General features: G+C 69.2%; 13 protein-coding genes and 1 tRNA gene. 6 read left to right on the top strand and 8 right to left on the bottom strand.

Going from position 1 to position 15,852, the window contains the following annotated elements:
* Positions 1–29: 29 nt before the first annotated feature.
* Both ACPXBU_RS05040 and ACPXBU_RS05035 read right to left on the bottom strand, forming a co-directional pair.
* The gene (locus tag ACPXBU_RS05040; protein ID WP_425756802.1) at positions 30–1,631 is read right to left on the bottom strand and encodes a ricin-type beta-trefoil lectin domain protein; all 1,602 of its coding nucleotides are present in this window, start codon (positions 1,629–1,631) and stop codon (positions 30–32) included.
* A gap of 139 nt (positions 1,632–1,770) precedes the next feature.
* A complete protein-coding gene (locus ACPXBU_RS05035) occupies positions 1,771–3,966 on the bottom strand; it encodes an ArnT family glycosyltransferase (RefSeq protein WP_425756800.1) in 2,196 nt (731 codons plus the stop codon).
* 125 nt (positions 3,967–4,091) lie between these two features.
* On the opposite strand from ACPXBU_RS05035, the gene ACPXBU_RS05030 reads away from it, so the two are divergent.
* Complete coding sequence (locus ACPXBU_RS05030) at positions 4,092–4,799, top strand: glycosyltransferase family 2 protein (protein ID WP_425757523.1); 708 nt, start codon at positions 4,092–4,094, stop codon at positions 4,797–4,799.
* Here the strand turns inward: ACPXBU_RS05030 and ACPXBU_RS05025 are convergent.
* Both ACPXBU_RS05025 and ACPXBU_RS05020 read right to left on the bottom strand, forming a co-directional pair.
* Positions 4,785–5,678, bottom strand: a complete 894-nt coding sequence (locus ACPXBU_RS05025; RefSeq protein ID WP_425756798.1) for a transketolase family protein — start codon at positions 5,676–5,678, stop codon at positions 4,785–4,787. The genes ACPXBU_RS05030 and ACPXBU_RS05025 overlap by 15 nt on opposite strands.
* Before the next feature lie 5 nt (positions 5,679–5,683).
* On the bottom strand, positions 5,684–6,379 hold the full coding sequence (locus ACPXBU_RS05020; protein ID WP_425756796.1) for a transketolase: 696 nt from the start codon (positions 6,377–6,379) through the stop codon (positions 5,684–5,686).
* Between the two features lie 47 nt (positions 6,380–6,426).
* On the opposite strand from ACPXBU_RS05020, the gene soxR reads away from it, so the two are divergent.
* On the top strand, positions 6,427–6,885 hold the full coding sequence (soxR, locus tag ACPXBU_RS05015; protein WP_387196171.1) for a redox-sensitive transcriptional activator SoxR: 459 nt from the start codon (positions 6,427–6,429) through the stop codon (positions 6,883–6,885).
* A 5-nt stretch (positions 6,886–6,890) separates the two neighbouring features.
* On the opposite strand, the gene ACPXBU_RS05010 is transcribed toward soxR, so the two are convergent.
* On the bottom strand, positions 6,891–7,865 hold the full coding sequence (locus tag ACPXBU_RS05010) for an NAD(P)H-quinone oxidoreductase (protein WP_425756793.1): 975 nt from the start codon (positions 7,863–7,865) through the stop codon (positions 6,891–6,893).
* A gap of 162 nt (positions 7,866–8,027) precedes the next feature.
* Between ACPXBU_RS05010 and ACPXBU_RS05005 the strand changes: the two genes are divergently transcribed.
* Positions 8,028–8,114, top strand: a tRNA-Ser gene (locus ACPXBU_RS05005).
* Between the two features lie 276 nt (positions 8,115–8,390).
* On the opposite strand, the gene ACPXBU_RS05000 is transcribed toward ACPXBU_RS05005, so the two are convergent.
* Positions 8,391–9,791 (bottom strand): pentapeptide repeat-containing protein, encoded by a 1,401-nt coding sequence (locus ACPXBU_RS05000; RefSeq protein ID WP_425756791.1) that lies wholly within the window; start codon positions 9,789–9,791, stop codon positions 8,391–8,393.
* A 495-nt stretch (positions 9,792–10,286) separates the two neighbouring features.
* Between ACPXBU_RS05000 and ACPXBU_RS04995 the strand changes: the two genes are divergently transcribed.
* Entirely contained in the window at positions 10,287–11,498 is a 1,212-nt protein-coding gene (locus ACPXBU_RS04995; protein WP_393364711.1) for a helix-turn-helix domain-containing protein, read from the top strand.
* 644 nt (positions 11,499–12,142) lie between these two features.
* Here ACPXBU_RS04995 and ACPXBU_RS04990 read toward each other — a convergent pair.
* Entirely contained in the window at positions 12,143–12,295 is a 153-nt protein-coding gene (locus ACPXBU_RS04990; RefSeq protein ID WP_425756789.1) for a hypothetical protein, read from the bottom strand.
* A 135-nt stretch (positions 12,296–12,430) separates the two neighbouring features.
* On the opposite strand from ACPXBU_RS04990, the gene ACPXBU_RS04985 reads away from it, so the two are divergent.
* The gene (locus ACPXBU_RS04985; protein WP_425756787.1) at positions 12,431–12,973 is read left to right on the top strand and encodes a YbhB/YbcL family Raf kinase inhibitor-like protein; all 543 of its coding nucleotides are present in this window, start codon (positions 12,431–12,433) and stop codon (positions 12,971–12,973) included.
* 109 nt (positions 12,974–13,082) lie between these two features.
* Here ACPXBU_RS04985 and ACPXBU_RS04980 read toward each other — a convergent pair whose 3' ends face one another.
* Complete coding sequence (locus tag ACPXBU_RS04980; RefSeq protein WP_393364702.1) at positions 13,083–13,793, bottom strand: class I SAM-dependent methyltransferase; 711 nt, start codon at positions 13,791–13,793, stop codon at positions 13,083–13,085.
* A gap of 212 nt (positions 13,794–14,005) precedes the next feature.
* On the opposite strand from ACPXBU_RS04980, the gene ACPXBU_RS04975 reads away from it, so the two are divergent.
* Complete coding sequence (locus ACPXBU_RS04975; RefSeq protein WP_393364699.1) at positions 14,006–15,841, top strand: hypothetical protein; 1,836 nt, start codon at positions 14,006–14,008, stop codon at positions 15,839–15,841.
* Positions 15,842–15,852 lie beyond the last annotated feature (11 nt).

The following is a 15,852-nucleotide window of genomic DNA, read 5'->3' as shown; positions in this document are numbered from 1 at the left end:
CCCGATCGACTCGGGGACCCCTCCATCCGTCAGTAGACCCGGGAGCCGATGAAGTCGTCGTGACCGTAGCCGACCGGGTTGGTGGCGGTACGGGCCTCGAACGACCACTGCTGGCGGGTGCTGCTGGAACAACTCGCCAACCGCAGGCGGGAGCTGCCCAGCAACGGGTTGTCGAACGCCACGCAGAGGTTGCTCGCCGCCGCCGGCCTGAGCTGGTTGCCGGCGAAGACGAACTGCTGCGCGGCGGTGCCGTTGCAGTCGTAGATGTTGACCGCCGTGCCCGAGGTCATCGAGCTGTTGGCGACGTCCAGGCAGCGGTCGTGGGACAGCTCCGAGTGCAGTGACTGTCGAGTCGAGTCGTACCAGAAGCCCTGGTTACGCCCACCGTGGCAGGCGTGTGGCTGCTGCACCGTGCCGTTGCGGGAGTCGTATCCCCTGCCGTCGACGCAGGTGCCGGTGGCCAGGTTGCGCAGTTGCCTGAAGTCCAGCAGCCCGGGGTGGAGCACGGCGCTGCCGGTGCTGGCCGGGTCGACGCAGCTGGCCCGCTCCTGCCCGGAGTTCCAGAACTGGGTGATGCACTGGGCGAACATGCCGTGGCCCCGGGCGTTGGGGTGGAACGACTGCCGGGCGGCGTTCTCGTTCCAGATCCCCACCTCGATGAAGAGGCCACGGACCGAGGTGTTGTCGGTGCACACCTCGTGGCCGTGGAAGAGTCGGCTGGCGTCCAGGTATCGGGTGCCGGTGGTCGCGGCGGCCGACCGCAGCGCCGACTCGAACATCGGCACGGCCTTGTTCCGGGCGAACGCCGCGTCGGCCAGGTAGAGCAGGCAGCCACCGGAGTACCAGCCGGGGAAGTTCGGGTTGTCCTCCACGTCTGGGCTGCCCGGGCTCGGGTACGACATGAGCACCAGCTCGTAGTCCGAGCGCAGGTAGCCGGCGTCGGTCATGGTCTGCCGGATGTCGGTGAGCGCCTCGGTCACGGCCTGCCGGCTGCCGTCGGTGCGGATCGTCCACTGGTCGGTGTAGGTGGGGTAGCAGGGCCCCTGGAAGAGGACCCGACGGACGGCGCAGTCGGTGGCGACCGGGCCGAACTGGATGGTGCCGTCGCCGTTCGCGCCGACCACCACCCAGATCAGCTTCACGTGTGTGTTGCGCGCCTTGATGCCCAGGTAGTCACCCTGGTTCAGCTCGTTGTGCTGGGTCGGTCCGCCGGCGACGAGGTTCCACGGGGTGGCGCCGGAACAGGCCAGGTTGTACTGCGCGTCCGACGGAATGCCGGTCCGGAAGACCGCCTGGTCGTACGAGCGGTCGCACCAGTTGCCGTCCTGGTGGGTGCCGGGGACGTAGTTGCCGACTCCCTCGCCGGAGATCTCGCTGTCGCCCATGGTGATCAGGGCGGTGCGGCGTTGCTCGATCGGACGGATCGTGGGGCTGCCGTAGAGGGCGGTGGCTTCGGCGGCCCGGACGGCTTCGAGGTTGGCGGGGAGCGGCTGGACGGCCGGCCGGTCGGCGGCGGTGGCGGGGGTGGCCGGTCCGGCGAGCATCGGTAGGACGAGAGCAGCGACGGCGACGACGACGGTGCTGACCCGTCGTCGGGTCGCGCGTTCGGGCCTGGCGGGGATTGCAGGCATCGACGCACTCCTTTCGGCTCAGTCGCGGGACGTCGACCGAGTTACCAGACGGTAACGTGCGGATCAATGGATGTGAATGCGCCTCGGATCCTTGCGCGCGAGCTGCAGAACCGCCCGGATCGGACGATCCGGGCGCGGGTCAGCGGCCGGGTGGCAGCGCGTAACCGACGTAGCCGCGAAACTCCAACCGCCAACCCGCCGGAACCAGCTTGGCGCAGGCCGGCCGACTGCCGGTGCAGACGATCGCGTCCACCGAGGTGGGGTCGGCCGGCGGCCGTTTCGGCAGGACCGACTGCAACGACACCAACTCCGGCGAGCGGCCGTCCGGCTGGCGCAGCGCCAACCACCACGGGTACTCCCAGTTGTCGTTCTGCTCCACCAGCCCGATCCGCCGGGCATCGCTGTCCCGGACCGCCGCCGCGGCCCAGCGGAACTCGTCCGCCCACTGCGGGCGGCGCAGGAACCGGGTGTCCCAGTCCGAGGTGGTGAAGACCGAGCCGGCACCGACGAGCCGGCGCGGGAAGCCGTACGACAGTGCCAGCGCCCCGGCCAGCGCGGACGTGGCCAACACGACGACCACCGACAGGGTGGCCACCGAACGCCGCCGACCGCCGACCGTGCCCGTTGTGCGGCCGGCCCGGCGGCGCAGGAGCGCGTCCACCCACAGTCCGGCCAGCGGCACGGCGAGCACGAGCGCGTACAGCAGCAGTCGGTTGCCCCACGGCTGCCACTTGAGCATCGAGGTGTGCAGCAGAACGGTGGCCAGCACCACCACCGCGTACGCGCGCAGCGGCCCGACCTGCCCGCCGTCGATCCGGCGCGGCCGGGCCAGCGCGACCACCGCGCCGATCAACGCCAACGCCCCGGCGATCGGGAACGCCACCCGGTCCTCGTCCGGGTACCAGGCGGGTTCCGGGAAGTTCTCCCGGCCGAAGGTGGTCGCCCGGTCCTGGGGATCGACGCCGATCGCCTCCGCACCGCCGATGATCGCCTCCCCGCCGAGCTGACGCAGCGGCGCCAGCGGCGTGTCGAAGGCGGTGTGCCCGATCCGCAGCGCGTTGATCAGGATCGACGGCGGATCGTGCCGTTCCATCGGAATCGACTCCCGCAACCGGGGCGGGCCCAGCGGATGCCCGAACTCGGCCGTCACCCGAGCCAGGAACGGACCGACCACCACGGCCGCCACCAGCATGATCAGCACCGAACCGGAGAGGACGCGCGCCACGCCGGCGACCGGGCGGGCCGCCGACCCCCCGGCGGCGGGCGCCCGGGCGGCCAGGGCCAGCCGGAGCTGCGCCAACCCCCAGAGCACCAGCAACGGACCCACGGCGATCAGGCCGTTCGTCTTCGTCACCGCGGTCAGCCCGGTGGCCGCGCCCAATCCGAGCAGGGTGCCCCAGTCGGTCCGCCGACGCAGCCCGTCCAGCACCAGTGTCGCCGCGCAGACCACCCATGCCGCACAGACCAGGTCGGTCTGCGTGCTCGTCGCCTGGAGCACCACCATCGGCGTGGTCGCCAGCACGAACACGGTGATCAACTGAGCCCGCCGGCCGCCGCCGAGCTGTGCCGTGATCCGTGCGGCCACCAGCAGACAGAGCACCCCGGCGGCCCACTGCACCAGGTTGTGCAGGTGGTCCCCGCCGGTCAGCAGGCGCAGGTGCAGCAGCAGGTACTCGGCTCCGGGCGGGATGGTCACCTGCCGGTGGATGGCGGTCGGCCAGAAGTCCAGGTCGCCCTGGGCGACCCAGTGCTCCACCTTCGGCAGGTGGTAGGTCTGCGAGTCGAAGTTGTTCGGCTCGGCCAGCAGCGCGACAAGCAGCTCCACCAGGACCAGGCCGCCGACAGTGCCGGCGAGCAGGCGCTCGCCCCGACCCGCCGTCCGCCAGGTGTCGACGGCCCGGGCGAGCAGGCCACCGCGTACCGGACCGGCAGGGACCGGACGGCGGTCGGGCTCGGCCCGGCCGCCGTCGGCGCTCGGCGCGGGCAGCTCCCCGCCGGCGCCGGTGGAGACCGCCGCGCCGACCGGTACCGGCCGGGGTGCCGCGGCGGGCCGTCGCGCGGGAACGGCGTCCCGACGCCGGCGCAGCCACGCCGCCGTCGCGCAGGCGAGCAGGAAGAGCAGCCAGGCGGTGACGAACGCCGGTCGGGTCAGCGCGTGCGCCGCGCCGAGCACCTCGACGACGAGCACCGCGTACGCCCCGCTGACCAGCGCGGCACGTACCACGGCGAGCCGCGACGGCGCCCCCTCGGCGGCCCTGCGCGGCCTCGTCGCCACGGTGAGCAGGAGCACCGCGGCGGCGGGTATCACCGCGAACAGGGAGCCGGCAGCCGACATGGCCGGAAGTAAACACCATCGACCTGAGGCCGCCACGTCGACTGCCCGTCGGTGCTGGCATACGTCGTGCTGACCGGCCAGGCTAGGCTATGCCCGACGTGTCGTCGCCACCGTGGAGAATTCCCGTGAAGCTTTCGATCCTCATGCCGGTCTTCAACGAGGAAGAACGCATCGCGGACGCCCTCAAGCAGGCATTGGCAGTGGACTATCCGTGCGAGATCGAGCTGCTCGTCGTCGACGACGGGAGCCGGGACGGCACCGGTGAGGTCCTCGGTCGCGCCGACGACGCGCGCCTGCGGGTCATCACCCACCAGCGCAACGCCGGCAAGGGTGCCGCCATCAAGACGGCCGTCGACTGCGCGTCGGGCGACTACATGGTCATCCTCGACGCCGACCTGGAGTACGACCCGCAGGACATCCCCAAGCTGCTCGACCCGGTGCTCGACGGGCGGGCCGAAGTCGTCTACGGCAACCGCACCTTCGGTAGCCACAGCGCCTACAGCTTCTGGTACGTGATGGGCAACAAGGGCGTCACGATGGCGGCCAACGTGCTGTTTAACTCGTACATCGGCGACCTGGAGACCTGCTTCAAGTTGATGCCGGTGGCGCTCTACCGGTCGCTGGCGGTGCGCTCGCGCGGCTTCGGCATGGAGGCCGAGGTGACCGGCAAGCTGCTGCGCCGCCGCATCCGGCCGTACGAGGTGCCGATCAGCTACCGGGCGCGTGGCCGCGAAGAGGGCAAGAAGATCACCTGGAAGGACGGCGTCGAGGCGATCTGGATCCTCGGTCGCGAGCGCGCACGCCGCCGTCCCGCCATATCAGCCGCGCGTTGAGCCCAGGAACGCGCTGATCGACCGCCGCAGACCGGCGGCGTCCAGGCCGTGCCACCGGGTGTGGTCGGCCGGGCTGCCGTACCGGCGCAGGTCGGTCTGACCCACCCCGAGCGCGAGCAGCCGATGTGGCACGTCCGCCATCGCCCGGCTGATGACCGCGCTCGACGTGCCCGCCAGGTACGGCTCGACGAGCACCACCTCTGTCCCGGCGAGCACCCGTAGCCCCTGGCTGTCGAACGGCCGGGGCGTGTGGGTGTACGCGACGGTCACGTCCATCGCCTCGGTCGCCGCCAACGTGGCGTCGAGCGTCGGCCCGACGGCCACCACGAGCGGCGCGTCCGCCCCGCCCTGCCGCAGCACCCGCAGCCGGTCCGCGTCCGGGTACGCCTCGGCGTTGCGCTGCTCACTGAGCCGCAGGTAGACCGGGTCGTCGCCGGTCGCGGCGTGCCGGAGCAGCGGCGCCACCTCGTCCGGGTGGCCGGGCACCCGTACCGTCCAGCCGTCGCCGAGAGAGTCGAAGAGCGCCACGTCCCCGGGCGACTGGTGCGTCCGGCCCTCCGCCGACCCGTCGTAGGACGCGCCGATGCTGACCAGGACCGCGCCCACGCCCTGGTGGTCCAGATCCAGCTTGATCTGCTCGTACGCCCGGTCCACCAGGAACGTCGCGTACGAGTGCACGATCGGGCGGAGCCCGGTCAGGGCGAGCCCGCCGGCCACACCGATCATCAGTTGCTCGCGGATGCCGACGTTGAGCACCCGGTCCGGGTGCCGTCGACCGGCCGGGGCGAACTGGCTGGCCGAGATGTCGGCCACGACGAGCGCGGTACGCGGATCCCCGTCGAGAAGCGCGGCGGTGGTGTCGATGAACGCGGTACGCATGGCTGTCATCCCCTGCTCTCGACGCGGGCGACCACCAGGTGTGGCTGCCGTGGGCGGTGCCCGGTCAGCGCCCCGTACAGGGCGGTGTGGTCCCGGCCGTCGACGGTGTCGGCGGTCCAGCCGTTGACAGTGAATCGGCTGGCGATGCCACCGGACCAGCCGTGGGTGGCCGACGAGTTGTCGACCACGATCGCGGTGAGGCTCTCCAGTCCGATTGCCCCGGCGTACGCGATCGCCTCGTGGTTGGATCCCTCGTCCAGTTCGGCGTCGCCGAGCAGCACGTACACCCGGGGGGTGAGCAGCCCCTGGGCCCGCAGGCCGAGGGCGGTGCCGACGGCCAGCCCGAGGCCGTGGCCGAGTGAGCCGGAGCCGATCTCGACCCCGGGCACCAGCGACCGGTCCGGGTGGTGGCCGAGCCGGCTGTGCGGCCCGGCCAGGTCGTCGAGCCAGGCGTCCGGGATGAAACCGTGCGCGGCGAGCACCGCGTAGTAGGCGGCCGGCCCGTGCCCCTTGGACAGCAGGAACCGGTCCCGTGCCGGGTCGTCGGCGGTGTCGGGGGTGACCCGCAGCACCCGGTCGTAGAGCACCTGGAGCACGTCGATGGTGGAGTGCGCGCTGGGCGCGTGCTTCTCGTCGCCGGTCAGTCGTCGGATCAGCCCGGGGAGCCGGGACCCGGTGTCGGTTTTCAGTGCTGTGGTCATGCCACTACTGTGTGACTTGAAGTGCACTTCAACTCAAGGACCTGGTGATGCAGGATCTACTGACGATCGGCGACCTGTCCGCCCGCTCCGGCGTGGCGCCGTCGGCGCTTCGCTACTACGAGCGACTCGGGCTGATCCGCGCCGACCGTACCGGCGGCAACCAGCGCCGGTACGCCCGCGCCGAGCTGCGCCGGGTCGCCTTCATCCGGATCTCCCAGCAGGTCGGCGTCTCGCTCGACGAGATCCGGGCGGCGTTGGAGTCGCTCCCCGAGGCCCGCACGCCCAGCCCGCAGGACTGGGCGCGGCTCTCCGCGAGCTGGCGGGGCCGGTTGGACGAGAAGATCCGACTGCTCACCAACCTCCGCGACGACCTGGACGGCTGCATCGGCTGTGGTTGCCTGTCCCTGCAACGCTGCACGCTCAACAACCCGGGTGACGCGCTGGCCGGCGAAGGGCCGGGCGCCCGCCTGATGCTGCCCCGCCCAACTGACGACACGCTCGTCTGACGGCCTCATCCGCGTGTGAGCAGCACCTTGCCGAAGTGGTCGTTCGACTCGACGAGCCGGTGCGCCGTCGCCGCCTCGCTCATCGGCACCCGCCGGTCCACGATCGGTCGGACCGTGCCGGCCTCGATCAACGGCCACACCTCGTCCCGTACGCCCTGGACGATCTCCGCCTTCTCGGCGAGCAGCCGGGAGCGCAGCGACGTCGCGGCGACACTCGCCCGCTTCGAGAGCAGCGCGCCGAGATCCAACTCGGCCTTCCGCCCGCCCTGCATCCCGATCACCACGAGCCGGCCGCCGGTGGCCAGCGCGGAGACGTTCCGGCCCAGGTAGGACGCGCCCATGATGTCCAGGATGACGTCCGCGCCCCGACCGTCGGTGGCCTGCCGGACCTCCTCGACGAAGTCCTGCTCCCGATAGTCGATCGTGTGGGCAGCGCCCAGCTCACGCAGCCGGGAGTGCTTGGCCTCCCGCGCGGTGGTCAGCACTGTCGCGCCGAGGGCCGCCCCGAGCTGGACCGCGAAGGTGCCGATTCCGCTGCCCCCGCCGTGCACCAGCAACGTGTCACCCGCGCCGAGCCGACCGACCTGGATCAGGTTCGACCAGACCGTACAGGCCACCTCCGGCAGCGCCCCGGCGTCCACCGGGTCGCAGGCCGGCACCGGCAGCAACTGCCCGGCCGGGACCGCGACCCGCTCGGCGTACCCCCCGCCGGCCAGCAGCGCGCACACCTGCTGCCCGACCGCCCACCCGGCGACCTCCGACCCGACCTCCGTGATCACCCCAGAGCATTCCAACCCGGGGTACGGGGACGCGCCCGGCGGCGGCGGGTAGTGCCCCTGCCGTTGCAGCAGGTCAGCGCGGTTGACCCCGCTGGCCCGCACATCCACGATCACCTCGTCGGGGCCCGGCTCGGGGTCGGGCACCTCGGCCCAGACCAGCGCGTCGGGTCCACCGGGTTCGGGAATGGTGATGGCTCGCATGGGCCCAGTCTTCCCGATCTCGCCGGGTGCCGCAGGCGCAACCGCAAGCCCACAGTGGACGGACGGGACGGCCTGGTCACCGCGATGGGGGAGGGACGCCGGGCCGACTGGCGGGAGCCGTGGCAGACTGTGCGTGGCCGTACGCCCGCGGGTGGCGGCCCAGGAGGGTTCGCCTAGTGGCCGATGGCGCTGGTCTTGAAAACCGGTAAGGCAGCGATGTCTTCGTGGGTTCGAATCCCACACCCTCCGCCCACCTGACAGTAAACGCCCACTGGCCAGCGCGAATGCTGGCCGGGGGGGCTTCCGTGAATGGCGAGGCAGTCTCACTTCGTCCCGTTCGGGGTCGCCGCGTCTCACTCGTCGCGGCAAATGGGCGGCAAAGTTCGTCGGCCGCTCCGGCGCTCTCGTGCTGGCCAGGAGTGGCTAGCGCCGGGCCGATGGCGGTCAGTGGTGGAGTCGGCAGAGAGGCTCAAGTGAGACCTCACCAATTATGCGAGCTGCCACCCGCTCTCGCGGCACCGTTGGTTATCGCGGCTCGTCAGCAGCTGAGGTAGAGCAAATTTGTTCTGCCGCCGTTTCATCTTCGGCCCGACGAGGTTGCGGAATTGCTATTACGGTGTAGAGGTCTCGAGTGTCTTCGTGCTTTGGTCCGCGTTTCCAGCCGGGAGGCAAGTGCTCATCACCGGAGGTGCCAGGTGCGAGAATAGCGCCTGCGAGATCGGCATCCTTATGAAAGGTGGAGGTGATGAAGAGATTCCCGCCACCTAAGCGCGTATTCAGAAATGTTGCATGACCACTGAAGTGGCAACCTTCAAAGTTTGCGTTACGCACGAAGTTCGAACTGTTGAATGTGACGTCGGCTTCGAACTGGGTTTCAACGAAGGTCGGCAAGTGGTAAAAAACGTTACGAAATGACGCGTAGTGGGAGAAGGTAGTGCCGGAGAAATCGCATACATCGCTGAGTGTGCCGAAAGTAGACTCATCGAATGTGGCTGTTCCACCGAACTTGGCTCGATCAAAGCTAATCGAAGTGGCCGCCGTCTTCGCAAAATCGGCAATCCCCTCGAACACTGCCTGAGAGAATCCGGCACGGTTGCCGAAGGTAGCGGAAGCGAAGGTGACGGGCCCGAACGTTGCACCATCGAAGATAGCGCCGAATGTAAAGTTGCAGTCCTCGAAGCTGCTGGAGCCCTCGAAGGTTGCTCCGGAGAAGTCCGCGTATCCGATGCACGCTCGCGTAAAAGTGAAATCGACTAGTCTTGCTCCCACTAGGCTAATAGCAACGTCCATGCCGCCCCAGAAGGCCGACTGGTGCCTGCGGCTCGCAAACTCCTTGAAGAGGTGTCGGTGCAAAATCCGCTGAACGGTAGAACGAACTTCTAGTTCCTCTCGAGCTGCAGCATGCTTGGCGGATTCATCATCAGTAGGTTCGGGGGACACTCTTACAAGTTGCGGGGAAGTGAAAGGCATTCTCAGGTAGGCGCACATCAAATCGATCACGGTTTGCCGGTGTCCTGAATTGTCCTGGGCTAGACGTTCCAGCGCATATAGGCTCGCTAGCCGTACCGCCGCCTTGTCTGACCCGAGTTGTTCGGCCGCCTTGACATACAGCTCCGTGATGCGGCGTTCAGTCGCGTCATGCTCGGTTGCGAGCTGGGTTTGCTCTGCGAGCCATTGCCGCCGAGCGGTAAGGAGCAGCAGTACCGCCCCGGCGGCTCCGGCACCTACGGTGAGTCCTGTTCGGATCGTCTCAACACGCAGCTTGGCTGCCTCAAGTGGGTCGGCATCTGAAGGTGGCCGTACCTCTTCCAGTAGCAGGCTGACCGCGAAGTAGGTGACCGCCCCGACAGCTAGCGTGGCAAGAGGGATCAACCAGACCGGCATGGCACGCCACGACTTACCTGCTCCGCTGTCTCGTTTAGCCATCGACTCATGATGCGCCGAATGTGACCCAAGCTCGCCGCGACGCAGCGTTTTGTCGTTCATCCGACGGCCAGTCGCCCCGAACGTAAGGCTTGCGGCAACGCGCCGGGGGTGCGCTGGCACTTGGACGCCTGGCCGCTCATCAAGCAGGAAGCTCACGACGCCCCGGCTTGCGACAACCCGACGGCGGTAAATGGCCGGCGATCACCAGTAGTTCAACGGTATTGGCCCTGGTCGGAAGGGGGTAGAACTAGGTCTTGAAACCGGTAACGCAGCGATGTCTTCGTGGGTTCGAATCCCGCACCCTCCGCTCACCAGGACGCCGCGCTTACCCACTCGGCTTCCCGGAAGGGGCGTCCCAAGCTCAGGAATGCCCCCGATATCACTGGGCCCGAGTGGATCATCTGCGTCGAGGAGCGCAGCGAGTAGGCATCGACGGGTGCCTCATCGCGGCGTACGGTCGGGGTACACGATGTACCCGATACGGCGAGGTGCCTCATGGCGGATCAGCAACTCACCCCCGGCCAGCGCGTCGAGCGGCTTCGTCGAGCCGCCGGCCTCTCCCGCGAACAGCTCGCCGGCCTTGCCGGACTGTCGCCGACCACGATCAAGTTCGTGGAGAACGGGCGTCGGAGCCTGACCTTGCGAGCCGCTCAGCAGGTCGCTCCGCACCTCGGCGTACGTGACCTTGGAGATCTGTTCGGGCCGCAGGTGACCTTGTCCCTGGATGGAAGACCCAGTCACCCCGCGATCGGTGATGTCCGTCGGGCGTTGACCGCCTGGCACATCTCCGTCTCTGGCGAGCCGGAGTCCCCCGACTATCTGCGCGGCGCTGTGGACTCCGCGTGGCAGACCTGGCACACCTCTCGGCATCAGCGCACCGAGGTGAGCGTCATCCTTCCCGGGCTACTCGACGCCACTCAGCGAGCTGCCCGGCTGCACACCGGCGACGACAGGCGGGTCAGCCTGGCCCTGCTGGCCCAGGCACATCACCTCGCGCAGGCCTACCTTGCTTGGCACGGTGACCGCGAGCTGTGTTGGCTGACTGTCGACCGCGGTATGGCGGCGGCCCTCGATGCTGACGACCCCCTCGCCATTGCCCAGTCCACCTGGTACGCGGCGCACCTGTTGCGCGCTGTCGGCCGGGGTGACGAGGCGTTGGAGCGTTTGCGGGAGGCGCGCGATCTGATCGAGCCGCGAGTCGCCGATGGTGGGAGCGAGTGGGCCGAGATGCTTGCCGACCTGCATCTCTGTACCGCGTTGACGCGGGCTCGTACCGGTGACCAGGGTGCCTGGTCCGACTGGGATGCCGCTCGTCGGGTGGTCGAGCAGGCCCTGCCGGCCGGCTTCGTCGGCCTTCGCACCCGGGTGTCGCGGCCATTGGTCGACGTGTACGCGGTGATGTGCGCGGTCGACCTGGGCGATCCTGACGAGGCGCAACGGCGGGCGCACTCGCTCGACCCGGCATCGATCCCGTCGACTGAACGGCGAGGCCGGCACTACGTGGAGTTGGCGCGCTCTGCCGACCTGGAAGGGGCACAGGAGGCGACGCTTCACCTGTTGGGCCTTGCGGAGGCCACCTCCCCTGAGACGGTCCGTTACTCACCGGCGGCTCAGGAGTTGGCAGGCCGATTGGCTAGGGAGGCGCCGGCGGCCATCCGCGCCGAGGCGATCCAGTTGGAGAGCAGGATCGCCGTACCGGAGCTGTAGGGGTACCTCCTGTCGCCGGGTACGCCGCGTACCCTTTGCGCCCTCCGTCGCTGCATACCGTGTTCTCGCGATTGCAGTGGGTTTGCGGCGTCACCCCCGATTTGAGGGCGATGTCCGCCGCCCCTGAGACGGGAGGGCACCGCAATGATGTGGCCGTTCAACCTGCTCCGTCGGCAAGCTAGGCGACTAGCGGCTTCTGTACCCCTCGGTGCTACCGGCCCGGCGATCCAACGCGCGGAGCAGGAAGCTGCCCGGGAACGCTTGTTGGCTCAAGCACGGCGTCACTCCGCCGGCAATCGCGACGGCGGTGCGGGCCGATGATGGGCGAGGTCCCCACCACGGTCAGAGCGGCCACGGATGCCCGATCGGTACAGGGGCAACGGGCCGCCGCCGTCTTGGCGAGCCGCCTCGCCGACCAACACATCCCGCGTCGACCCGAGTGGACCTGCCGTACCTGCGAGCAGGACACCCCGTGGCCCTGCGCCCCAGCCCGAGTACGGCTGTCCGAGGCGTACGGCGGTGATCGGGTCGGTCTGTCGATGTACCTGGGCAGTTTGCACGTGGTGGCGGTGACTGAAATGCCCGCCATCCCGGCGGCTGAACTGTTCGAGCGTTTTGTTCGGTGGGCGCGTTGAGCGGCCTGGTCACTCCGGCGGGTCAGTGGGCCGCTGCTCCCGGCGGATCGTCTCTTCGGCCAGTCGCTCGACCGCGCGTCGGCGTTCCCGGGCGAGCGACTGCTCGTCGAGCCTGCGGAGCGCGCTGATGACGGCGACCAGGAAGTCACGCCATATGCTCACGAATTTCCCCCGTGGACGTTGCGGCGGTGAGCATATCCGCGCGGCGACTCCGGACAGTGCCTAACCGGTCGTCGGCGGCCCCGGAACGGGGTAAGAAGGGGCTGATATCTCCGCACACCGGAAGGACGCGTTCTGATGACCCTGGAACGACCGATCGCCCCGGACCCGTACGAGCTGCTGCCGACGCTGCCCGCGTTCACGCTGACGAGTGACGACGTGCAGAACGGCGAGCCGATGGACTCCCGGCACGCGCACGGCAGCACCGGTGGTGACAACGTCTCGCCGCAGCTCAGCTGGTCGGATTTCCCCGCCGAGACCAAGAGCTTCGCGGTGACCTGCTACGACCCGGACGCGCCGACCGGCAGCGGCTTCTGGCACTGGGTGCTCGTCAACGTGCCGGTCGGCGTCACCCAACTGCCCAGCGGCGCGGGCGGCGCGGCGGGCACCGACCTCGGCGGGGCATTCTCGGTCCGCAACGACTACGGCGAGCAGGGCTACGGCGGTGCGGCTCCGCCCGCCGGTGACCGCCCGCACCGGTACGTCTTCGCGGTGCACGCGGTAGACGTCGACCGCCTGGAGCTGACCCCGGATGCGAGCCCCGCCTACGTCGGCTTCAACCTGACGTTCCACACCCTGGCCCGAGCGGTGATCCGCCCGACCTACCAGATCAAGGAGTGACCCGTACCCCGCGATCTTGCACTTTCTGTTCCGACATTCTCGACCTAAGGGGCGTCTGGACGACAGAAAGTGCAAGATCGCGGGGGCGGCATGCGGGGCGTGGGCAAGGTCAGGACGGGACTCGGGCCACCGCGAAGACCGACTGGCCGAACGGGGGGCGGACGAGCTGCTCGGCGGCCTTGGTGGCGGGCAGCACGAGGGTGTCGTACACCTTGACCATCGGGCCCTCCTTCGGCATCAGCCGGAAGACCTTCGTGGCCATGAAGTAGCCGATCAGCCCCAGCGCGTTGGCGTAGTGCATCTTCTCGATGGTCAGGCCAGCCTCGGTCATCGCCGCGCCGAGCGTCTTCTTCGTGTAGCGGCGGACGTGCCCGGTGGCGATGTCGGCCGGGCCCATCGCGAACTGGAACGCCGGCACGATGATGATCACGGCGCCGCCGGGTCGAACCAGGTCGCGCATGCTGCTCAAGGCGCCCACGTGGTCCTCGATGTGCTCCAGGACGTTGTACGAGACCGCAGCGCTGTAGTCGCCCCGGTCGTTGTGCGGCAGCAGCATCTGCCGGACGTCGATGTTTGGCCGGTCGGCGAGGCGCTCCTTGAGCTGCACCAGCCGGTCCGGGTCGGCCTCGGTCGCGGTGAACCTGGGCAGCAGCTCGGACCACTCCAGCGCGTAGTCACCGAGGCCGCTGCCGATCTCGATCGGGTCGTCGCCGAGGTACGGCACGGCCAGCTCGATGAACCAGCGACGGTGGTTGACAGCGGTCGCCAGACCTTCCAACACCTCGGACTGAACGCGCTGATCCCCAGTGATTTCTGCCATGCGTCGATTCCTCACGATATGAACTCGACCCGTGCCTGGACCGACAGAGTGAATCATCCGCTGGGACGGCAGAAGAATCGGGGCATCGGGGGTGGCCGAATTATGGTCGGGGGTGGGTTCGTGATCGGCGGTCGGCGAACCCGGCACATAGTACGGCAGTACCCCGAAACATGTCACGGCAGCGCGATGCCCTGACTACCCTGTGAATTGTCATGACTACTCCTGAGCCGGACGCGCCCAGCGACAGCGACGGTCCGGCCGTCGCACCGTCGGCGCAGGGGGAGTCGGGTCGCGCTCGGCCTTCCCGCAGGGGGAAGGTGGCCGATCTGGTCGCCGTGCTGAGCTTCGTGGTTCTCGGCCTGTGGGTGACCGCTCGGCTCTGGTTGGAGCCGGGCAGCGGCGTACGGGACAACCAGTCTGATCAGTCGCAATTCGAATGGATGATGGCGCACGGTGCGCGAGTCGTCACGCAGTTTGCGTATCCGTTCCATTCCAATCAGATGAACGTCCCGGACGGCGTGAATCTGATGGCCAATACGTCCGTATTATCCATTTCGCTGCCACTGACGCCTGTCACCCTGCTCCTGGGGCCGAGAGTGGCATTCCTGGTCTTCCTCACCATCGGCATGATCGCCACCGCCACCGCCTGGTATTTCCTGCTCTCCCGGGTCCTGATCGGCAGCCGCGGGCCGGCGTGGCTCGGCGCCGGCTTCTGCGCGTTCGCGCCGGCCATGGTGTCGCACGCCAACGGCCACCCGAACATCGTGTCGCAGTTCGTCGTCCCGTTGATCATCTGGCGGACCCTGCGACTCGGCGAACCGGGCCGCTGGCTGCGCAACGGGGTCCTTCTCGCGCTCGTGATCGTCTGGCAGGCCTTCCTCAACCTGGAGATCCTGCTGATGACCGCGATCGGGCTCGGCCTGGTCATCGGCGTCCTCGCCGTCGGCCGTGCCGAGCTACGGTCCCGGGCCCGGTCCTTCCTCGCCGGCCTCGCGGTCGCCGCCGGACTCGCCGCGCTGCTGCTGGCGTACCCCCTGTACGTGCAGTTCTTCGGACCGGACGCGTACTCCGGGCTGTCCCGGCTGATTCGCGGCTACTCCAGCGACCTGGCGTCGTTCGTCGCGTACTCCCGGGAGGCGCTCGCCGGCAGCCCACGCACCGCCGCCGGCCTGGCCAAGAACCCGACCGAGGAGAACAGTTTCTTCGGCTGGGCGTTGGTGGTGCTGGTGATCGCCCTGGTCTGGTGGTTGCGGCGCTCGATAGTGGTGCTCGCGCTGGCCGCGCTCGGGCTGCTCTTCGCGGTGCTCTCGCTGGGCCGGGAGGTCCGCTTCGACAACCGGGGTACGGGGGTGCCGGGCCCGTGGGCGGCGCTGGAGAACCTGCCGATCCTGCACTCGGTGGTGCCGACCCGGTGGGCGTTGGCGATCACGCCGATCATCGGGCTGCTCCTCGCCTACGGCGCCGAACGGGCCCGCGAACTGGCCGGCTCGCATCCGGCCGCCAGGGGACAGGTCCGCTTCGTCACCGCGACCGTGCTCACGATGGCCCTGTTGCCGATCGTCCCCACTCCGCTGCCCGTGGCCCACCTCGACCCGGTCCCCACGTTCGTGACAAGTGGGGCCTGGCGGGCGTACGTGACGGGTGGGCGCAGCGTGGTGACCCTGCCGCTGCCGGACAGCACCTACGCGGAGCCGCTGCGGTGGGCGGCGGAGACCCGGCTGGACATGCCGCTGGCCCGGGGCTACTTCCTCGGTCCGGACACCCGCCCGAGCGCCGATCCCCCGCGTGTCGCGTTGTTCGGTGCGCCGCCCCGCCCGACCAGCAGCTTCTTCGCCACCATCAGGCGTACCGGGGCGGTGCCGCCGATCACCCCGCAGGCGCGGGTCCGAGCGGTCGACGACCTGCGCTTCTGGCGGGCCGGGGTGGTCATTCTCGGGCCGCACGAGCACGAGACCGCGCTGCGTCGGGGGATGACCGAGCTGACCGGGATCCAGCCGGTCCGCACCGGGGACGTGTGGGTGTGGGACGTCCGGTCGTTCACCGACTGAGCCGACGAGGG

The organism is Micromonospora sp. DT231 (assembly GCF_049847025.1).
In the GTDB taxonomy this organism is placed as follows: domain Bacteria; phylum Actinomycetota; class Actinomycetes; order Mycobacteriales; family Micromonosporaceae; genus Micromonospora.
Note: the sequence above shows the minus strand (reverse complement) of the source record. Positions and strands in the feature narration are given on the sequence as shown.